The following is a 19,611-nucleotide window of genomic DNA, read 5'->3' as shown; positions in this document are numbered from 1 at the left end:
ACCCAATCGGCCGACTGGATGTTTTGTGAGTACAGTTTGGTCCACTACGGATACATTCGATAAAGCATTCGGGGATAAGGGATCGTTTCCCGTAAGTGTTCCAAACCGCAAATCCAGGTCAGGACACGCTCGATTCCCATTCCAAACCCCGAGTGCGGCACGGTTCCGTAACGCCGTAGGTCAAGATACCACTCGAAGGATTCTTTCGGGAGATTGTGTTTCTCAATCCTAGCAAGTAGCTCGTCAAGGTCATCCAAGCGTTCTCCGCCACCAATGATTTCACCATATCCTTCAGGTGCGAGGAAATCCACTGAAAGTGACAGCTCTGGTCGTTCTGGATCAGATTTCATATAAAAAGCTTTAATTGCAGATGGGAATCGATGTACGACGACCGGCCGGTCGAACTGTTCTGCGAGCACGGTCTCATCAGTGCCGCCGAAATCACCACCCCACTCGAACTGTTGTCCTTTTAGCTTCAGGAGGTCCACGGCCTCATCGTAGGTAATTCTGGGGAACGGTGCTCGCACCCGTTCAAGGGCAGCGATGTTACGGTTGAGCATCTCTAACTCTTGCCGCCGTGTCTCCAGCACCCGTGCCACGATAGTCACCACAAGGGCCTCGCCAAGTTCGATCGCATCATCGAGCGTTGCGAATGCCATTTCCGGCTCGACCATCCAAAATTCCGTTAAGTGGCGGCGAGTCTTGGATTTCTCAGCCCGGAACGTCGGGCCAAAGCAGTAGACTCGACCCAGTGCCATGATGTTCGCTTCGTTGTATAGCTGTCCACTTTGCGCTAGGTATGCCGTTGTCTCGTCGAAGTACTGGACAGGGAAGAGGGTAGTCGTTCCTTCGCACGCAGCCGGGGTGAAAATTGGTGTATCCGCAAGTGTGAAGTTCCGATTGTTGAAGAAGTCGCGTACAGCGTCTACGACGGCATGACGGATCCTCAGAATCGCCTGCTGCCGCGGCGACCGGATCCACAGGTGCCGTCGGTCGAGCAAGTAGTCCACGCCATGTTCCTTGTTGGTGATTGGGTATCCGGTTGACTCTCCGATGACACTAAAATGTGTCACATCAATTTCGTAACCACCCGGGGCTCGCTTGTCGGCACGGACTGTTCCCTTAACAGCGAGTGATGTTTCTTGGCCAAGATGATCAGCACGGTGGAAGGCTTCCTCGCCAACCACAGATTTCGACATCACGGCTTGGATGAAACCTGTGCCATCCCGCACGGTCAAAAAATGAATCTTTCCACTTGAGCGGCGCTTGTGTAGCCAACCACGAAGAGTGACTTGCTGTCCTTCAAAATCCGCGATTTTCTCAATGTAGGCGGTCATAGAATTGGTCAGTCCGAGCTTATTAAGTCAGCCTAGTAACTACTCAATATGAGTGCGGACCCGACAGACGGTGCCAAGGTCTGTTTTCCAGATCTCGACTATGGCCTACCATGAGGGCCCACGTACAATCGTAGCCGATCTCTTGCACGGTCATCAGATCTGTCGACCAGTCGATGGAACCCCCGAATGGGACCGGGTGCTCGTCGTGTTCCCCATGGTCATCCCTGTTTACCCGATTTCTTGTAGGAAGGGAGCGAGTGCACCACGAAGGGAATCAAAGCGCGGGTTCCGGTCAAATGTTCGGCGCAGGTAGTGAATTGTGCGAGGGATATACTGGATGTAGACAGGATTTCGGCGAATGGATGTCTGATATCCGAATGTGCCGAGGGCCTTGAGGTTTCGCTGAAGAGCCATCGCATCGAACTGCCGTCGGAACTTGTCCGCAGGTAGGGAAACGTGCGTATTGGCTAAGAAGCGATCAATCAAGTCTTCAATCGTTTCTTCCTTCAGGTCGGCGTAAGAATCACGTAGCAACGAGACAAGGTCGTAGGTGGCCGGACCCAATCGCGCGTCCTGAAAATCGATGACATATAGGCGTTCGTTATGCAGCATCAAGTTGCGGCTATGGTAGTCGCGGTGGCAGAGGACCTGAGGTTCATTAGCAAGCTCCTCAGACAAATTTTGGAATTCTTGAGAGATGTCCCGGCGCGCCTCGTCGTTTAGCGTCACACCACGATAGCCCTCTAGAAAGTGTTCAGCGAAGTAATTAAGCTCCCACATGAACTTCTTGACATCGAAATTGACCGTGAAAGGTAATACTCCTGGTGCGGCCATTGCTAGACCCTTCCGTTGTATCACCGTAATGAGATCGACCGCTTCTTGGTAGACTGCTATATGGTCATTGGTGGAACTGGTGCCTAGGTGGGCCTGCAGCGTAACGTCACCTAGGTCCTGTAGTGCCAATACTCCGAGATCGGAAGCATGTTCAAGGACCACGGGTACCGACACCTCCATCTGCTCCAACAGTGAGGCCACCTTGATAAACGAAAGTGTTTCAGACCTAAACGATTTATCGTACAAGGCTAGGACAAACGATTCGCCACTCCTAGGAATCACACGAAAGTAGCGTCGATTGGAGGCGTCACCAGTCAAAGGAACGGTTGGAGCACCTACTTCTGCGAGCTGGCTCTGTTCAAGGAACTGTTTGACGCGATTACGCCACGGCTCGTTGACGGGTTGAGATGGTTGCTGTGTCATGCTCCAGTCGCACCTTCCGGCGGTGAAGCTGGTTTGGCGACTAGAGGAGTCACTAGAGGCTCTGCCGAACCAGGTTGCAGCAAGAGGACCTGTTGTGTAAACCGACTGCCCGATGGGAGTTCCACCCCGTCGGTGAGAATACAGTCAGTCAGCTCACAATTCGCCTCTACGGTGACTCGGTCCCAGATGGCTGTCCGAACTAGCTTGGCCGAGGGATCAACGCTACTACCGGCACCAGTAATTTTTGAAAGTCCGCCCTCGGGAGCAAGTGCGAGCGAGGTTTCCAAATAGTCCGCCGGTGTACCAATGTCGAGGAAACGCCCAGAGATTCTATGCGCACGAATGCTACGAGGTTCGGAAGCTATCAGACCCGTATATAGTCCGCCCACTGATGAAGCGGGTTCTCCCAAAGTTAGTTGATCAAACACGCTTGGCTCAACCAGTTGCACACCAACAAAATGCTTAGAAGGCGCTTGGTGACCCGGTGGTAAGAACTCGCGGACCCATCCGCTATCGTCTACGGTGACTCCACCGTACCGGGTGGGATCGGGATTGTCGGTAACTGCCAGAGTGACCCTAGCGCCGCTCTGCTTATGTTCGTCGGCCAATCGTTCAAGAGACATGTCGGTGAGGGTGTCACCGTTGACAATAAACGTTGAACAGGGGTCCAGTAACGGTAGCATCGTGCGCGGTCCACCAGCCGAGCCAAGTAAACGCGGTTCCCATGTGTAACGTATGCGGAGGCCGAGTTCGCTTCCATCGCCAATAACACCTGTAATCGTGTTTGGGAGGTAGTGAAGATTCAGCACTGCATCCCGAACACCCTGACCAACTAACCAGCGCAGTAGACGATGCACGAGTGGCTCGCCTGCAACCGGGATGGCCGGTTTGGCACGGATGTTGCTGAGAGGACGAAGGCGCTTGCCGAGACCTGCGGTCAACACTAAGGCCTGAGTCGGAAGCATATTTGTCACGTTACACTTCCGAATATCATGTGTGGACTCGCGGTCGTGTCAGCGTTTCCTGTCTGCATGAAAAGCTCGTAATAGGTTTCGGTTATGTAGTCAGACTGCGCCCGACCCAGTTGCACTGTAAGCGCCTCGATGCCCTGTGCCGAACCTTCAAGTTCGACAAAGGTCCCAGTTGGTGTTTCATCGATGGCTACTATGACATCACCGCTCCTGAACTCTTCGCGATACTTCTCATAGCGAAATGCGATTGTGAAACCGATTCGTTCAAGCATTCTGAGTACCGTGGGACCGTCACCAACAGGTGTTTCCAGTTCTTCGCGTAATTTCATCGTCGATGAAATCGTCGGGCCCTTAAATGTTACGGTGGCTTGTTCAGACTCTACACGAACACGCAATGTCGAATTTTGGCGATTCAGTGTGCCATCGTCGGTATCTAGTAAGGAATCCTGCTGAAGCCTTCGTCTGCGCATCAGCCTTGCGCCGGTCTTAAGTATCGCTTCTCTGGCCTCATCTGGCTTGGAGTACCTGAGTTTGACTTCGCGTTCCAGAGGACGGTTCATCCTTCAGTGTTCCGTGTCTATAACTTGGTCCAGAAAATTATAGCGATAACCTGCCCGCGGCGCTTGCCCTCCACCGCGCATCTAGGTCAACCGCGTACCGTAAGAACAGCCACGGAGTGCTGGCGAACCAACGCCATTAGCGAAGACCAATACTTTGTGTGTGCTACCTAGTCCACCTGGCATGAACAGCGTCTTTGCGGCGAGACGTTGTTTGAGCTCGTCAAGACTATTATCTGGCTGGCTTGAAAGGATGTCCGCACTGCCGAGTCCAAGTAGGAAATAGGTTTGGTCGAGTGAGCCGAGACACAGAAGTCCGCATTGTTCGGCGCAACGAGTCAACGATGTGAGGTCGACGTGCGACGTAAGATCCCAGTCGCCTGGTTCATTTAGCCATAAAGCTCTGCTCGGTGCTTGGACGTGTTGACGGTATGCAGCCAACGTTCCGTGACGTTGTGCGGAGCCGTAGAGCTGCAGCGCATCATGGCCGTAGTCGATGAGCACGATAAAGCCTTCATGAAGCTGATTGGCCGCTGTCTGGACCCAATCTAGTGCAAGTAGATTAATTTCGGCAGAGGAGTTAATCGGTAACGTGACCTTAAGCTTGTCTAAATACTTCAACAAGGTTGGCGTCTGAACAGGCTGTAGCCGTTCGACTAGGCGATCACCGTCCGCGTCCACGCGGATCTCACGCAGTCCGTCTGCGGTCATTGTGACCCGATGAACGGGAAATGCGTCGAGGAGCTCGTTGGCGAATATGACACCGCGGATCGCGTGAGGTAGCTCGTCATTGCTGTAAACGAGTTTGTCAATATGGGTTCCGAGCACAGCAGGCTGCTCGGAACGGGCGTTGATGCTGCGTTCTACGAGATGGAGTCGGATAGAGTCGTAGAAACTCGGGACCAAGCTTGCCGCACTCAACACGTCTCGGGATAAGCGTCCATTACCAGCGCCAGCCTCGACAATGTCGAACAGTGGTTCTTCTTTATCAGATTGATTGACGAGCGACCACATCTCCTCAAACTGCACGGCCAGCAACTGACCGAAAAGAGTTCCAACGTCGACGCTGGTGAAAAAATCACCTGCACGGCCAGAGCGTTGGGACGCGCGTGTGTAGTAACCAAGCTCGGGATGGTACAGCGCCAACTCCATGTACTCCACGAAGGTGAGCGGGCCGTTCTTACGGGCCCGCTCCACTATTAGGTCGCGGAGCACCATGGGTCTAGTGAAGATGATTCACTCTTTAGTCGCTTGAACGAAGGTCTCCGTGCCGTCTCGCCAAATCAGGAAGAAGGCCGGTTCTCCGGAGTCGACGAGTTGCAATTCTCGCACCGCACTACGGGCACTATCGACCTCGACTCGGTTAACCTCGACGATGATATCCCCCTGCCGCATGCCAGCCTGTGCTGCGGCGCCTCGAGGTTCGAGTTCTCTAATGATTGCACCTGTAATATCACTTGGAACTCCAAGCCGCCGTGACAACTCACCGTTGAGGTCGGAGAGCGTCATTCCGAACCCAGTACTCTGATCCTCATTGTTATTGCTGGCCGAACGTGGCTGGGCTTCGGCTTCCAGGTCGAGTTCCCCGATGGTCACTTCTAGGGTTGTTCGCTCCTGTTCCCGCATAACTGTGATTGGCACTTCGGTCCCCGGAACCGTGCGGGTTACTTTGCTCTGCAAGTCGCTTGTATCGGTCACAAGATCCCCGTTGTACTCGACAATCACGTCGCCAGGTTCGAGGCCCCCTAGTGCTGCCGGCCCGTCAGGTTCAACGCTTGCGACCACCGCCCCTTGTGTATTGGGTAACCCGAATAGTTCGACGGCTTCCCGCTGCACAGCAGTGATGTTCACACCAATCCGCCCACGGGTCACTTTGCCACCATGAAGTTGTGGTAGCAATTCGAGGACTGCATTTATCGGGACCGCGAAACCGATACCAAGATTACTGGCGCGGTCGCTCACGATCGCGGTGTTGATGCCAACTACTTCGCCGCGAATGTTGAGCAACGGGCCGCCTGAGTTGCCAGGATTGATCGCCGCATCAGTCTGGAGAACATCTTGTTGCCGACCAGGAGCCACAGGAAATGGCCGACCTATCGCACTGATTACGCCGACAGAGACCGTGTGCGCCAGGTTGAACGGGTTACCGATGGCCATGACCCAGTCCCCAGGTTGTATCTGACTCGAATCGCCAAATCTAGCGACTGGGAGATCATGTTCTGGTTGATCGACGAGTTCGATAAGAGCACTGTCGGTTAGCTGGTCTCGTCCCACGACGCGAGCTTCGTAGAAGGCACTTTCATCGTTGAAAAAACCCACCTCAATTTTCGTGGCGTCTTCGACAACGTGATTGTTAGTTAAGATTAACCCTGTTGCGTCGATCACAAAGCCGGTACCGGCACCTTGGGTGAATTCCTCACGAGGGCGTTCCTGCTCTGGCGCCGGTTGTCCAAAGAAGCGTCGAAATAGGTCGTCGCCCCCACCAAAGAAGTCCGTCAGGTCCTGTGTTAATCGACGTGATTCGGTCCTGATGGTCACGACCATTGGCGTTTGGGCGGTCGCGATGCGACGAAACGTCTGAGCGTCGATTGTTCCTGTTATCGGGTCACTGTTTGTCGGCGGCAGGCTAACCGATTGAGCCGACGAACTTGACGACAGGTCTAACCGTGACGTGAGCACCATGCCAACGGCCATAGAGACAACAGCAATCAGCACCATGGAAAAGACGGTTGTTCTTCGCGTGGACATCGATTCCTCCCAAACTTTCAGCCGACCTACCGCGGCGTTATGCGTGAGCGCCGTTGCGACAGTTGATTTGATCGTCGCGTACTTAGCCGAGTGTAACAATCTCTGTCTGTCGTGGCCCGGTTACCAGAGCCTCCCGCTCACCGATGTACATGTTTATCTCGGTTCGCACACCGAATTCGCTACTGTAGACACCTGGTTCGATTGTGAAGCCCGTGCCAGGCAGCAGACATCTATCATCGTGAGTTTCGTAGTCGTCCAGATGCACCCCATCGCCGTGGACCTGTTCACCGAGGCTGTGTCCGGTACGATGTAATACCCAATCTCCATAACCAGCAAGCTGGATCACTTCTCGGGCAGCGCGATCGACTTCCCAGCCCATCAGTGCTTGTTCAGCTTGGACCCGTGCCTCAATTAGTTCAACTGCTTTATCTCGGGCTGCAGTGATGACGCTGAAGGCTGTCTGCATTGGTTTTGGTACAGACCGGCCTGTGTAGCCCACCCACGTGATGTCAGCAAACACTGTGTCGGGCTCGTCCAACTTTCCCCATAGATCAAGGAGTAAGAGCATATCGGCGCTGACAACTCGGCTATTATTTGCTTGCGGAAGATAATGTGGGTCGCCGGAGTGCTCTTGGACGGCAACAACCGGTGCCGAATCGCTGACCAGTCCTTCCTCAGCGAACCAGTCAACCATTTGCTGCTGTAAATCGTGTTCAGTTGGCCCAGTCCGGTTTCGTAATGCCCGGCCGGTTTCATCGAACGCTCGGTCTTTGATCCGGTGAAGTCGCTCGGAGGCTTTCCGATGGGACGCGAGCGCCCGTTCGTTCCACCGTGCAACAAAGCGCTGTACCAAGTTACCTGACGAAGCAGGCTCAATGTTGAAGCGTCGCAGCAGTTCGACTGTGCCTGCATCGATCCGGGACAGGTATGGGATGGCGCAGTTTGGCGAATATTCCATTGCAAGACGTCGCTGGCCGGAGACTAGTGTCCGCAGCCCGACCTCGAGCTGCTGTCGATCTGCATAGACTTGTTTTGAGCCTGGCAGCGTGTCGAGGTTGTGTCGCTCAATCGCGTGCACCAGTCCTCGCGGTTCGCCCTCCGCCGGAATCAAGTAGTACCAGCGGCGGGTCTCCATTTTGCCGGTACCGGATAAGCCAACTAGCCGCCTCGCGATCTCGTTGGAACCGTGGAAATCGTACAGGAGCCACCCATCTAGCCCGTCGTCGCAAAGCGCTGTCTGAATGGCCGAAATGTCCAATGGCATCAGTTGGAGTATAGCAGTCTACCTGCAGAGCGCTTGGTTCGCAGGCTTCTTGTGATAGGACGTCGATTGGCTAGCGTTGGTTGGGATGTTCGGCAACTAACGGGTGATGTTACCGACGGTTAGTGTTCAGGCTGTCATACTGGCGTTCGGGGATTTTTTGCCCCAGTCACCGTCGTATTGGGAGAAAGAGGAAGGACTTCCTATAATGGGAGAATGAGATCTGGGGGAATGGGGGGTGGTTTGTGTTGGCGTCCGACGGGACGTTTGGGCCGACAACGACTGGTGAAATTGTTGATGCCCTCCTTACGCTTGTCTGTGGGGGTTGGGCTGGTAGCGCTGTGGTTGACCATTGGCGTTCTGGCCCAGCAAGTGACGCAGGATGCAGCGCAGCAGCCACCCGTTACGTTTAGACTCGAAGTTAATTATGTCGAAGTGGATGCGGTTGTTACTGATGAGAACGGAAATTTCATCGATGACTTAGCCCTGAGTGACTTTAAGGTCTTCGAGGATGGGAAAGTACAAGAAGTCAGCGCTTTTTCTCTTGTCAATATTCCGATAGAGCGTGCCGAGCGCACGCTGGTTTCGTCTGAGTTGATCGAGCCCGACGTCAGTTCGAACGAGCGGCCGTTCGAAGGCAGATTGTTCGTTCTCCTTCTCGATGATTTACAGACAACACCACTACACACGGCCTACGTTAAAGCAGCTGCCAAGGAATTTATCGAGCGCCACATCGGTGCTAATGACCTCACTGCTGTTTTCTTTGCGAGCGGGCGTACCGATGTGTCACAGGGATTCACTGGTCATCAGCGCCTACTCTTGGAGGCCGTGGATAAGTTTGCAGGGCAAGGTGCCCGTTCCAGCGTGATGGGGCGGAACGATACTTATTTCCGATACCTCAGCCAGGAAGATTTTCATAACAGTCGCGTTGTAGACGAACTCGACTTTGAGCGGGGCACCAAGGCGCGTGCCACGCTAGGAACGCTCCGGGAACTTTCGGACTGGCTTTCGGGTGTGCGCGGTCGCAGAAAAGCCGTGGTCTTTATGAGCCAAGGGATCGACTACGACATCTACGACGTTTTCAATTCGCCATACGCTTCAACGATTGCGTCTGAGTTGGAGCGGACCATAGGTGCGGCTGCCCAGGCAAATGTCGCGCTCTATACCCTCGACCCTCGTGGTATGACAACTATTGGTTCAGACCAGATCGAAGCTTCGCTCATCCAAGACGACCGATTTACTGGCGGCGAGACGGGACTTCGGAACGATTCACTCCGGTACAACCTCAGATTGGCGCAGGACAACTTACAGGATCTGGCCGACGGGACAGGTGGCATGGCGTTTATAAACTCGAACGACCTGTCGAACGCGTTCACCCGAATCGTTGAGGATAACAGTTCTTACTATGTATTTGGCTACTATCCAACCAACGACCGGCGTGATGGTCGGAACCGAGAGATTGAAGTACGTGTCACCCGTCCTGGCCTTGTTGTCCGCTCGCGGAAAGGGTACCAGGCGCCACGAGGTAACGAGCCTAGAATGGAGCTCGCCGAGATAGAAGGTGCCTCTGACGAACTCCGTGAGGTGATGACGAACCCGTTGCCGGTAAGCGGGCTCACGTTACGCGTCTCGGCGGCACCGTTTCTGGGAGAGCGCCCAAAGTCGTCAGTTGCCTTCATGGCTGAAATTGGTGGGCAAGCTCTGACCTTCACTGAGAAGAACGGACACTTTGAGGACACGATTGAGTTGTCGCTCACTATTCTCGATGAGGAAAACAAGATCGCTGGTGGTGAAACCCTCTCGATACCTCTCGAGTTACCACCGGAAGCGTACGAGGCGGTATCAAATCACGGCTTGAAGTTGAATTCCCGATTTGATCTCGAGCCGGGGCGGTACCAGGTGCGGGTGGCGGCAATTGAAACGGGTAGCAGTCGGAGTGGAAGTATCTTGTATGACCTCGAGGTTCCAGATTTTTCTGAAGGACCGATAGAGATGAGTGGTATTGCGATAGCGTCCGTTCATGCGAGTCGGACGCCGGCGGTCAAATCCGATGAGCAGTTTCAGGATGTGTTGCCGACCCAACCAACCACGCTTCGTGATTTTGAGTTAGGTGATCAGCTATTCGTGTTCGTAGAGATTTATGACAACGAAGTGGACCGTGAGCACACGGTGGACATTACTACGACGATCACGGCTGACGACGGACGCGTCGTCTTCAATGTGAACGACGTCCGCTCGAGTGATGAGCTAGAGGGCAAGCGCGGCGGGTATGGGCACGCGCTCCAAATTCCACTGCAAGGAGTTGACCCTGGTCTCTATATTTTGCGTACGGAGGCACGTTCGCGGATTGATCGAAACGCAGTGGTCATGCGTGAGGTACCGTTTCGCTTACATCCGACTCCATGAGGATGGGTTGCGAAAGCCCCCGCGGTTTGTTTTAACAAGGCCCCGTACGTGAAACGGGGCCAGCAGACGCTCGCTGGCCCCATGTCGTTTCCCGCCGTGCCAATACGCTAGCTTTCAGTTTCCCCGCCCTCGGACTCCTCTTCTGGTTCAGGATCCGGGAGTTCTTCGACCAGCTGGGCATTAATCTGTCCGTTGGCGTGACTGAAACTATATTGATTCTGGTTCATGCGGTTGTCGCGGGGGACGCGTAGTTCGATCGTGGCCACCTCACCAGGCATAAGTGGTTCGCGTAATCGCTGCGTGTCACCGGGCAGTGGATTTCGGTCGGAATCCCACCAGAACTCGTCGACCTTCAGGCCAGCAATCGCCCCGGTCGCTCGATTCTGCAGAACAATCCTGGTGACGACCTCGCCGCTTTCAACCGTGGTGTCCGGCGCGAGGTACGCGATATCAGCGGGACCGCGAATCGGCGCGATGAACCGAGGCCGTTCCTCAGCTTCGCCCTCGACCCCGGCACTAGCCACTGGGGTGGTTGGCAAGGCCGCTACTGCAGCCTCCTCGGCTGGCGTGGCACCGGCATCATCGCCATTCGACCCACCACATCCGATCGTCGTCAAGCCGATACTGACCAAGGCGACGGCAAATATGAGATTGAGGCGCTTCATAACTCCCTCCCGAGTTGCGTAATTTCCACTAAGCAGACGGATTATAGGACCAGTGGACAGAAACCACAATGTTTGGCGAAATACCTCCGCAGCAGATCACATTTCGCCGTTCCATTCCTCGGGTTCTGGATTAGCTGCCCGGAAGACCTCTAAATGCCACCGGCCGCCACCCCAGGGTTCAACGACTTCAGCGGCTACCTTATCGATAACGAGATCGGAGAATGAACGCCCCTCTGGGTCACCGCTGAGATGGTAGGCAGGGTCGTCCCAAGCGAAGATTGGGTAGAGCACAAGTGTAAGGAACAGATCATAACCATCGTCTAAGACCACAAGTTGTCCACAGGGGCGCTTGATAGTCGAGTGATAGACGAGATACTTCTCAGCGTTCTCCGCGCGGATATAGCGCTTGAGTTCGAACTCACGTGCGACGATTTCTTCGACGGCAATCTTCTTATCCCAGCAGTCAGGACAATAGCGGGCCTTGCCGCGAGGCTCGGACACCTCCTTAACGCCACAGAGTGCACACCCTGACTGAGCGACCGACTTCCGAGACATTCGGAAATTCTAAACCGACCGTTGCGATGCGGCAAGTGTCTACGCTATCGGACAGTCGTCCGCGTATCAACGTGGAAGATTTGTCTACTGGTGGGTGCGGTGATGTGCAGAAGGCTTTGGCCGCGTATTCGCCTCTAGCTGTGTGGGGTATGGTCCGGCTCCCGATACGCTAATCCGTGCTGTCCGCTGTCAACGCAGCGAACTTCGGGAGGTCGATATTACCGCCAGAGATGATCGCGACAATCTTTCCGCTACCGGCGCGCCCGGTTAGCGCAGCCGCCACGGCGCAGGCCGCAGCGCCCTCCGCGATCACTCGCGTACGTTCTGCAATTAAACGCATAGCGTACGCGACTTCTTTGAGTGAAACGACAATGGAATCGTCGACGAGACTCGACAACAGCGGCCACATTGATGGGAGGACGGTTTTTCCACCAGCGCCGTCCACGAACGAAGCCTCCCAGTTGGGAAACCGACTGGCTGTTCCAGCCTGGAACGATGTAGCCAGCGGTGAAGCGGTCTCTGGTTCGGCCGCTAGAATCTTTGTGTCGGGCTTTAGTGCCTGTAGCGCGCTACCAATACCTGCGATCAATCCGCCGCCACCAATCGAAGCAACGACCGCGTCGACGTCTGGCAGGTCTTCAAGAATTTCAAGTCCAGCGGTCGCATTTCCTGCGATGAACCGGTTGTCATCGAACGGGTGGACGAACACGCCATCCATTCGTTCCGACGCGTGATTCTCAACCGCTTGCCAGCATTCGTCGTGGCTGGCCTTGACTAACTGGGCACCGAAGCGTTCGATCGCAGCAAGCTTAGTGATTGGTGCTGTGTCCATAGCCATCACCGAGCATTTGGCACCGCACGTCCGAGCGGCCAGCGCCACTCCTTGCCCTGCATTGCCTGCACTAACGGTCCAGACACCTTGCGACAGTTGATCCGGTGTTAGTTGCCGGACGGTGTTATAGGCGCCTCGAATCTTGAAAGAACCAATTGGTTGTAAGGTTTCAAGCTTTAGATACAACTCTGAGGACTTCGTTCGTCCTAGGGGTGAATTGTCTGGTACCGGTAGGCGAACCAATGGTGTCCGCACGGCCACGGCATATATCGCGCCCTCGGCGTCGCGAATATCTTCAAGGGAAATATGTCGGTTCGTTGCCATGGAGGAGTGGTCTTACGTCACCATAACCTATCGTCCCCGCCCATACTTTCGAAGGATTCTCTTTACACGCTCGATGGAAATCGCTTCTGCGGTTCGGCCATTGCCAGTAACGGTGGTTGCTTGGAGCAGGGAGTTGTAGACTGCCTCCTCCGTCGCCTCCAGTGTTGCTTGAAAGAGCGGTGACACGGCATCGGGTTGCAGTATCGAGCGTGGGCGGGGCGTCCGTTCACCGAATCGAGACCGCATTTCGGAAGACGTCGTGAAGGCGATCGCGAAATCGCCACTACCGTTGCCGTAAGACGAACCCGTGCGCGCGAGGCCGAACACCGCCCTTGCCGCGATCCGCTTTAAATCTCGTGCGTCCACCGGAGCGTCGGTGGCCACAACAATCATGACTGACCCGCTGCCTTCGTTGGTTGCATCGACGGGCGATGTTGACGGAAGTGTTCCCGCCTGTGGCGGTGGTGAGTATGAATAACGGCCTAACTCTTCACCAATCGGCACTCCGTCCATCATCAAAACGCCGCCGTAGTTGCTTTGGACCAAAACACCGACGGTATAGCCACCGAAGCGTGCGGGCAAGTGCCGTGAAGAAGTGCCGATGCCACCCTTCCAACCAAACGCACGTGTGCCGGTACCAGCACCAACCGACCCTTCGGTGACAGGTCCACTAGTCGCGTTGTCGATGGCTGCCCAGACATGGAGGGGAGTAACGTGCTGTCCTCGAATGTCATTCAATCCACCGTCGTTGGTCTCACCGACCACAGCATTAACTGACCTTACGTCCTCGTTACCTTCGCGCCGGAGAGTATGCGCAACCGTTGCTTCCACGGCCGTGCCGACACTCAGCGTGTTGGTCAGTACAATTGGAGTTTCGATAGTGCCCAGTTCCTCGACCTGTGTGGACCCCGCCAGCTTGCCGAACGCGTTACCAACAAACACGCCACCGGCTACCTTCTCTTGGAAAAGATTGCTGCTGTGCGGCACGATGGCGGTGACGCCGGTGCGAATATTCTCGCCAGCAATGATTGTAGTGTGTCCAACGCTTACCCCGGCGACGTCAGTTATAGCGTTTAACTCACCCGGCGGAAACACCCCAGGTGTAATGCCTAAGTCGCGCGCGCGCACGCGGTCATCAGCGGTCTGGGACAGGACAACTGGCCACAGGCCGACAGTGATCACTACAATCGTTAGAAACAGTTCTAGGCGTCTACGCATACCAACCTCCATAAATCCTTGAACCATCTTGCCACGAGCAGTCGAAGAGCGCTACCGAGACGTCCATCGCGTTCATTGGCAAGCCTCAGCTGGCTGTTGTTGCGTCTAGGTTAACGTGCGCTTGCGTTCCTGTTGAGCCTCATGGGAGGATGGCCTCGTAATTGGCACGTGATCGTGCTGTGGGAATTCGGTTCCTATACAACCCTGATTCTGAGGTCCACCATGTTGAAAAGTTCACCTTCGTCACGGCAATCAGATCTTCCACGCCTGAGTCGTCGAGAGTTCTTCGGTACTACAATTCTCGGTGGAACTGTCGGGGCATGTGCTAGTCGTGGCAGCGCCGCTCCATCGCGCTTACCTAATGCCGAAGCGGCCATCGCCGCGAGACAAGCGCTTAGTGACAACATCTATACCCGGATGCTTGGACTTAAGCCTCATTTAGCAGCGATGGATCACATCACCGCATTGGGTGGTTCTCGTATGCCAGCTGAAGTCATGCAAGCGATGCACGAGGCTAATGAGCAGTTCGTTGATATGCACGAACTGATGCGAGCAGCTGGTGCGCGTCTGGCGGAGGTTCTTGGTGCTGATGCTGCATTAGTTACCAGCGGTTCATTTTCGGCCATGATTCTTGGTGCAGCGGCCTGTTTGACAGGTAATGACGAAGCCAAGATTGACGCCTTGCCACATCCCACGTGGTCCAAACGTGAGTGTTTGACTCAGACATCGGGAAGGTTCGGTTACGACCGGGCCTATCGTGCCGCAGGCATGACGATGGTAAACGTTGAGACACGAGAACAGTTTGCCGATGCGATTACTTCGAACACAGCGATGATTTCCGGCCTCGCTCGGCTTGACTATGAAACCGCAGACCAACCTGAATCTATGCAAGTTCATGAGTTACTAGAGTTCGGACGTCGAGCTGGTGTTCCGGTGATTGTGGATGCTGCATCCGAATTGCCACCTACGACGACCCTGACTCGTTGGGTTGATGCTGGTGCAGACCTGGTTGTCATTAGTGGAGGGAAGGGTATTCGTGGACCACAGTCGACCGGAATCCTGGCCGGTCGACGGGATCTGATCGAAGCAGCCACATTACACGCAGCACCCAATGCGAACTTAGGACGTGGTATGAAGGTTGGCAAGGAAGAGATCATGGGTTTTCTTGTAGCGCTCGACCGGTACGTTAAATTAGATCACGATCGAGTGTATGCCGCTTGGCGACGAAAGGCCGAGTACATTGCTAACGAACTCCAGGGGATACCAGGCCTTGTGGCTGATGTCCCACAAGATGACCGTGGTAGACCTCGAGTGGACTTAACTTGGGACGGAAACAGCGTATCGCTGTCCTCAGCAGAAGTCCGTGAGGGGCTCAAGAACGGAGATCCCCGGATCGCTATGACTGGTCAAGCCATCCAGACGCGGTGCATGAATGACGGGGAGGAGATTTTGGTTGCTCAGCGGGTTCAACAGTTCTTCCGCGATGAGGCGCAGCGACTGTCATGAGTGTGAGGAAGGTAGTGCGGCTATGACGCATGCGGTGTGGGTTCGACAGACCGGAGGGCCCGAGGTGCTCTCCTATGAAGAGTATGACCCGGGTCCTCCCGCTGCAGGCGCCGCACGGGTCAAGGTATCGGCAGCCGGCGTTAATTTCATCGATGTTTACTTCCGCACTGGCCTTTACCCGGCGGATTTACCCATTGTCGTCGGGCGTGAGGGAGCTGGTACGGTTGAGGCGGTGGGCTCTGGAGTCGAGGGGCTATCGCCAGGCGACCGAGTCTGTTGGGCGATGGAGCCAGGGTCGTATGCGGAGGTTGCCAATGTGCCGGCCGACAGCCTGATTGCCGTTCCGCCCGGTGTGCCGGATGAGGCAGCGGCTGCGGTGATGCTCCAGGGGATGACCGCACATTACCTTGTGTATGCCACGCGTCCGGCCGTTGCCGGCGACACGGCGCTTGTGCACGCCGCGGCTGGTGGCGTTGGCTTGCTCTTGATCCAGATGCTTAAGCGGGAGGGTGTCCGAGTCATTGGCACCTGCTCAACGGCTGAAAAGGCAGCGCTTGCCATGGCAGCGGGAGCTGATCAGATCATTAACTACACGACTGATGATTTTGTCGATGCTGTTACTGGATGGACGGCTGGTCGCGGCGTTGATGTAGTTTACGATTCGGTCGGTGAGTCGACCTTTGAGGGGAGCCTGCGCTCCCTAAAACCGCGCGGCATGATGGTGCTCTTCGGGCAGTCTAGTGGTCCGGTGCCGTCGTTCGATCTCAATCGACTTAATCCACTAGGCTCGTTATTCGTGACCCGTCCGTCGCTCGTACACTACATGCGTGACCGTGCCGAACTTGAGCTACGGGCAGGGGCCGTGCTAAGTGCCGTCGCTGATGGGTCTTTACGCGTCAGAATTGGCCAACGCTTCACACTCACCGATGCGGCAGAGGCGCACCGAGCTTTGGAAGGCCGGCGGACTTCTGGAAAAGTGATACTCGTCGGCTGATATCCGCCCTTACGTGATTTCCATACCAAGAAACCTACCGCCGCCGATTCTTTGGCGGTGGGTTCTAGGCCGGGACCTAGGTAGTCCTCTATGATTACTGCGAGTAAGGCCCCTGAATAACAATCTGTTGCAGCGCCTCATAGACGGCTGGCAACTCTTCTTCACCAGCTGGAAGTTCGTTAAGGCTGAGGACGTATGCGATAACTGCAGCGTACTCTTCGTCGAGAAGACTCCCCGGATTGTCTTCAGGCATCGTAACGGTAATTAAGTCGAATAGTTCGGAGATTGGAACGTTGGTCCAACTGCCCATATAGGCTTCACCGACAAACTCGTCATCCACGTGGCATTCACTGCAAATGTTCTCCCAGAACCGAGCGCCTCGTGCGGCTTGAGCCTCGGTATATACGCCGTCGTGAATCGTTTTCGAATCGGCATCTTGGTCAATTGCGTGGATGGCTGAGGCTGTAAACAGTAAAATCATCACCGAAAGTGCTCTTAAGAATGTCATGTGCTCGCTTCTCCGGGTCCGTCCGTTCATTATTCGCCGCATAGATGGCGTGAGGCTGTAACTGCCTCAACGTTAGCCGAATCACGACGCCGATTCAACCTCACGGTTACGAGATACTGCAGCTGCCGAAGACAGGGCCTTGGTAAGTGGCAGAGGCCCTGGCACGACTAGATGCGGATGACATGGTTACCACTGGTCTCGGCGGTAGCCGAAGTAAGTGATGGTCGTCATACCCAGTACGTAGTGTTCCACGTAATGGTAGTCACCGTCGGTGCGGTTCAGGCCGTCAAAGATGGAGCGTGCGTCAGGGTCGAGGAGGCGGACGTAACCTGACCCGTCCATAGCGACGAAGGTCACGAACGAGCCATGCTCGAACCGTGTCACTTGAACGTTTTCATGCGTCGCCCAGTAGTAGTGGTTACCGATACGTTGAATAAGGCACGCCTCAACTTCGGCATCCTCTGGTGCGATGTCCTCTACTGTCCGGACAACACCGTTCTCACTAACCCTCAGTGTCGGCAGTCCATTTAGGACAATTTCGGTTTGTGCACCGACCGGTGAGACAAATAAACCGATCGCTAACACAGCCCGACCAACTGAAAGCTTTATTAGGCTATTACTCGTCACGAGCGTCAGGATATCGCGAATTCACTCTAGGTTGCACCGTGTGCGGTCACGACTGATAAAAGTTGAGGCTACGGCGATCCAGTGAGGTTAGGGGCCAAGTGGAGGCCTTCGCTGTTCCGTCGCCTTTCATTGAACGGCTAGTGCTGCACACGGTATGATTCGTGTTGGTTTGTGTGTTCATTGGTGTGAGGAGGCGAGTTATGTTTTCTGTTAACAGAGGTGTCTTGGCGATTGGTCTTGTGCTCGCAGTGGTTTTACCGTTCAGTGATGCAGTGGGGCAGTCCGGACAAGCCGACATCAAAGCGCATCGTGACATTGATTACATTGATGGCGCTGATTATCCCGATGCTCGTGACCGGCTTGATGTATTCATGCCTAGCGATGCCTCCGGTGCGCCAACTGTAGTATTTTTTCACGGTGGGGGTTTGGTAAACGGCGACAAGGCCCAAGGCGAGTTCCTGGCTAAGGCACTTGTCCCACGAGGGATCGGTGTCGTTTCGGCCAACTATCGCCTGTCTCCAACCGTAAAACACCCCGCACATCTCCAGGATGCTGCTGCGGCGTTTGCCTGGACCGTGGCGCATATCGCGGACTTTGGTGGTAATCCTGAGAAGGTTTTTTTGGCGGGCCATTCCGCTGGCGCATACATTGCCGCGCTTCTGGCGCTCGATGACTCCTACATTCGTGAGGTTGGTTTGGCAAAGTCCTCGATTCATGGCTCGATACCGATTAGCCCATTCCTTTATGTTGAGGAAGTTGCACCTGACCGCCCAAAAACAGTGTGGGGGACTGAGGTAGCGGTGTGGCATCAGGCATCAGCATCCTCCTACATTGGTGGCGGTAAGCCACCGCTGCTGTTTGTCTATGCTGACGGAGACGCTGATTGGCGACGCGAACAGATTCTCCGGGCCGCGCGAGAGCTTGAGTCTGCTGGGCAATCCAGTGTGGAGACTGTTGAGATTTCTGATCGGACCCATGCTTCTGTTGTTGAGAGGCTGGTCGAACCTGACGACCCTGGTACCCTGCAGATCGCTGACTTCGTCCTTCGGTCGGATGGGGGAGTGCACTAGTTCTAGGCTGAGAGGCGGGGGGCAAGCCCTCGCCTTTCCCTTCGTTTCATCGGCAACCAGAAGCTTTTGGACCGGCTTGGCCAACAAAGCTCAGGATCCTCCAAGAACCCGCCCGTAAGTCGCTCTGCTAGTTGATTCGGTGCTTTGAGTTCCTCATCCAAACACTATCGATTCGTATAGTTTATAATATGAGTTGACAACACTAAGATAATATGCTATTAATATAATCACTATTTAACTACTGAATGTGAGGAGAGGTGTCCTCAAGAATGGAGGAAGCTATGATGCTCGCTAGATGGAGTCCATTAGACGACTTTTCTGACCTCCACCGGGAGGTGGACCGTTTGTTCGGCCGGAGTTGGAGCAATGTTGCAACAGGGGTGAACGAAGGAGCCTGGGTGCCGGCGACCGAGGTGACATCCGGAGAGGATGGATGGCAGCTTCGCATTGCCCTACCGGGGGTGAACAAGAATGATGTTAACGTCGATTTGCATGGCGAGACCCTAACTATTAAGGGAGAGCGGACCGACACTAAGCGGAACGATGAACTCCATGTTTCAGAAATCCGCTATGGCCGGTTTGAGCGAGCCTTCACGCTACCAGCAAAGGTCGAAGGCGATAAAGTGAATGCCCGTTTCGAGAACGGCATGCTGGAGTTGACGCTGCCACTAGCTGCGAGTGCAAGGTCGAGACGTATAGAAATTGGTGCTGCAGCAGGGAAAGATATCGATGTAGAAAAGATTGCTTAAGATTATCGGAGATGTTCAGCGGGGCA

General features: G+C 54.9%; 18 protein-coding genes. 5 read left to right on the top strand and 13 right to left on the bottom strand.

The features are described from left to right. Positions 1-44: 44 nt before the first annotated feature. From asnS to QGH09_04465, 7 genes are all read right to left on the bottom strand, one after another. Positions 45-1,337, bottom strand: coding sequence for an asparagine--tRNA ligase (gene asnS, locus QGH09_04495; protein HJO17446.1), 1,293 nt, complete (start codon positions 1,335-1,337; stop codon positions 45-47). Positions 1,338-1,565: 228 nt separating this feature from the next. Beyond that, on the bottom strand, positions 1,566-2,594 hold the full coding sequence (locus QGH09_04490) for a phosphotransferase (GenBank protein HJO17445.1): 1,029 nt from the start codon (positions 2,592-2,594) through the stop codon (positions 1,566-1,568). Continuing rightward, positions 2,591-3,559 (bottom strand): NDP-sugar synthase, encoded by a 969-nt coding sequence (locus tag QGH09_04485; protein HJO17444.1) that lies wholly within the window; start codon positions 3,557-3,559, stop codon positions 2,591-2,593. Before QGH09_04485 ends, QGH09_04490 begins: the two co-directional genes overlap by 4 nt. A gap of 5 nt (positions 3,560-3,564) precedes the next feature. Beyond that, entirely contained in the window at positions 3,565-4,125 is a 561-nt protein-coding gene (gene cyaB / locus QGH09_04480; GenBank protein HJO17443.1) for a class IV adenylate cyclase, read from the bottom strand. 81 nt (positions 4,126-4,206) lie between these two features. Further along, on the bottom strand, positions 4,207-5,340 hold the full coding sequence (locus QGH09_04475) for an SAM-dependent methyltransferase (GenBank protein ID HJO17442.1): 1,134 nt from the start codon (positions 5,338-5,340) through the stop codon (positions 4,207-4,209). A gap of 18 nt (positions 5,341-5,358) precedes the next feature. Further along, positions 5,359-6,870: a trypsin-like peptidase domain-containing protein gene (locus QGH09_04470; GenBank protein HJO17441.1), complete on the bottom strand. Its 1,512-nt coding sequence runs from the start codon at positions 6,868-6,870 to the stop codon at positions 5,359-5,361. 82 nt (positions 6,871-6,952) lie between these two features. Next, positions 6,953-8,134, bottom strand: coding sequence for a M24 family metallopeptidase (locus QGH09_04465; GenBank protein HJO17440.1), 1,182 nt, complete (start codon positions 8,132-8,134; stop codon positions 6,953-6,955). A gap of 294 nt (positions 8,135-8,428) precedes the next feature. Between QGH09_04465 and QGH09_04460 the strand changes: the two genes are divergently transcribed. Beyond that, positions 8,429-10,537 carry a VWA domain-containing protein gene (locus QGH09_04460; protein HJO17439.1) on the top strand — a complete coding sequence of 703 codons (2,109 nt, stop codon included), beginning with the start codon at positions 8,429-8,431 and terminating at the stop codon, positions 10,535-10,537. A 107-nt stretch (positions 10,538-10,644) separates the two neighbouring features. On the opposite strand, the gene QGH09_04455 is transcribed toward QGH09_04460, so the two are convergent. The 4 genes from QGH09_04455 to QGH09_04440 all read right to left on the bottom strand — a co-directional run bounded on the left by QGH09_04455 (position 10,645) and on the right by QGH09_04440 (position 14,131). Beyond that, positions 10,645-11,202, bottom strand: coding sequence for a hypothetical protein (locus QGH09_04455; protein ID HJO17438.1), 558 nt, complete (start codon positions 11,200-11,202; stop codon positions 10,645-10,647). Positions 11,203-11,298: 96 nt separating this feature from the next. Continuing rightward, a complete protein-coding gene (locus QGH09_04450; protein ID HJO17437.1) occupies positions 11,299-11,757 on the bottom strand; it encodes a hypothetical protein in 459 nt (152 codons plus the stop codon). Between the two features lie 169 nt (positions 11,758-11,926). Then, on the bottom strand, positions 11,927-12,913 hold the full coding sequence (locus QGH09_04445) for a threonine/serine dehydratase (GenBank protein HJO17436.1): 987 nt from the start codon (positions 12,911-12,913) through the stop codon (positions 11,927-11,929). 27 nt (positions 12,914-12,940) lie between these two features. Continuing rightward, positions 12,941-14,131: a P1 family peptidase gene (locus QGH09_04440; GenBank protein HJO17435.1), complete on the bottom strand. Its 1,191-nt coding sequence runs from the start codon at positions 14,129-14,131 to the stop codon at positions 12,941-12,943. 222 nt (positions 14,132-14,353) lie between these two features. Here QGH09_04440 and QGH09_04435 point away from each other — a divergent pair, with 222 nt between their 5' ends. Together QGH09_04435 and QGH09_04430 are read left to right on the top strand one after the other, a co-directional pair. Continuing rightward, entirely contained in the window at positions 14,354-15,637 is a 1,284-nt protein-coding gene (locus tag QGH09_04435) for an aminotransferase class V-fold PLP-dependent enzyme (GenBank protein ID HJO17434.1), read from the top strand. A 22-nt stretch (positions 15,638-15,659) separates the two neighbouring features. After that, positions 15,660-16,631 (top strand): quinone oxidoreductase, encoded by a 972-nt coding sequence (locus QGH09_04430; protein ID HJO17433.1) that lies wholly within the window; start codon positions 15,660-15,662, stop codon positions 16,629-16,631. Between the two features lie 94 nt (positions 16,632-16,725). On the opposite strand, the gene QGH09_04425 is transcribed toward QGH09_04430, so the two are convergent. Together QGH09_04425 and QGH09_04420 are read right to left on the bottom strand one after the other, a co-directional pair. Continuing rightward, positions 16,726-17,139, bottom strand: a complete 414-nt coding sequence (locus QGH09_04425) for a cytochrome c (protein ID HJO17432.1) — start codon at positions 17,137-17,139, stop codon at positions 16,726-16,728. 186 nt (positions 17,140-17,325) lie between these two features. Then, positions 17,326-17,766: a hypothetical protein gene (locus QGH09_04420; GenBank protein ID HJO17431.1), complete on the bottom strand. Its 441-nt coding sequence runs from the start codon at positions 17,764-17,766 to the stop codon at positions 17,326-17,328. Positions 17,767-17,966: 200 nt separating this feature from the next. Here QGH09_04420 and QGH09_04415 point away from each other — a divergent pair, with 200 nt between their 5' ends. Together QGH09_04415 and QGH09_04410 are read left to right on the top strand one after the other, a co-directional pair. Continuing rightward, entirely contained in the window at positions 17,967-18,836 is an 870-nt protein-coding gene (locus QGH09_04415) for an alpha/beta hydrolase (protein ID HJO17430.1), read from the top strand. Positions 18,837-19,117: 281 nt separating this feature from the next. Further along, complete coding sequence (locus QGH09_04410) at positions 19,118-19,585, top strand: Hsp20/alpha crystallin family protein (protein ID HJO17429.1); 468 nt, start codon at positions 19,118-19,120, stop codon at positions 19,583-19,585. Positions 19,586-19,611 lie beyond the last annotated feature (26 nt).

The sequence above is a fragment of the Vicinamibacterales bacterium genome (assembly GCA_036012125.1).
Lineage (GTDB): Bacteria > Acidobacteriota > Vicinamibacteria > Vicinamibacterales > UBA823 > UBA11600.
This window is presented reverse-complemented; position numbering and strand designations above follow the sequence as displayed.

What these genes read in the sequence shown, in the direction of transcription:
- asnS (HJO17446.1), bottom strand. Translation starts at nt 1,337, where the DNA reads ATGACCGCCTACATTGAGAAAATCGCGGATTTTGAAGGACAGCAAGTC.
- QGH09_04490 (HJO17445.1), bottom strand. Translation starts at nt 2,594, where the DNA reads ATGACACAGCAACCATCTCAACCCGTCAACGAGCCGTGGCGTAATCGC.
- QGH09_04485 (HJO17444.1), bottom strand. Translation starts at nt 3,559, where the DNA reads ATGCTTCCGACTCAGGCCTTAGTGTTGACCGCAGGTCTCGGCAAGCGC.
- cyaB (HJO17443.1), bottom strand. Translation starts at nt 4,125, where the DNA reads ATGAACCGTCCTCTGGAACGCGAAGTCAAACTCAGGTACTCCAAGCCA.
- QGH09_04475 (HJO17442.1), bottom strand. Translation starts at nt 5,340, where the DNA reads ATGGTGCTCCGCGACCTAATAGTGGAGCGGGCCCGTAAGAACGGCCCG.
- QGH09_04470 (HJO17441.1), bottom strand. Translation starts at nt 6,870, where the DNA reads ATGTCCACGCGAAGAACAACCGTCTTTTCCATGGTGCTGATTGCTGTT.
- QGH09_04465 (HJO17440.1), bottom strand. Translation starts at nt 8,134, where the DNA reads ATGCCATTGGACATTTCGGCCATTCAGACAGCGCTTTGCGACGACGGG.
- QGH09_04460 (HJO17439.1), top strand. Translation starts at nt 8,429, where the DNA reads ATGCCCTCCTTACGCTTGTCTGTGGGGGTTGGGCTGGTAGCGCTGTGG.
- QGH09_04455 (HJO17438.1), bottom strand. Translation starts at nt 11,202, where the DNA reads ATGAAGCGCCTCAATCTCATATTTGCCGTCGCCTTGGTCAGTATCGGC.
- QGH09_04450 (HJO17437.1), bottom strand. Translation starts at nt 11,757, where the DNA reads ATGTCTCGGAAGTCGGTCGCTCAGTCAGGGTGTGCACTCTGTGGCGTT.
- QGH09_04445 (HJO17436.1), bottom strand. Translation starts at nt 12,913, where the DNA reads ATGGCAACGAACCGACATATTTCCCTTGAAGATATTCGCGACGCCGAG.
- QGH09_04440 (HJO17435.1), bottom strand. Translation starts at nt 14,131, where the DNA reads ATGCGTAGACGCCTAGAACTGTTTCTAACGATTGTAGTGATCACTGTC.
- QGH09_04435 (HJO17434.1), top strand. Translation starts at nt 14,354, where the DNA reads ATGTTGAAAAGTTCACCTTCGTCACGGCAATCAGATCTTCCACGCCTG.
- QGH09_04430 (HJO17433.1), top strand. Translation starts at nt 15,660, where the DNA reads ATGACGCATGCGGTGTGGGTTCGACAGACCGGAGGGCCCGAGGTGCTC.
- QGH09_04425 (HJO17432.1), bottom strand. Translation starts at nt 17,139, where the DNA reads ATGACATTCTTAAGAGCACTTTCGGTGATGATTTTACTGTTTACAGCC.
- QGH09_04415 (HJO17430.1), top strand. Translation starts at nt 17,967, where the DNA reads ATGTTTTCTGTTAACAGAGGTGTCTTGGCGATTGGTCTTGTGCTCGCA.
- QGH09_04410 (HJO17429.1), top strand. Translation starts at nt 19,118, where the DNA reads ATGATGCTCGCTAGATGGAGTCCATTAGACGACTTTTCTGACCTCCAC.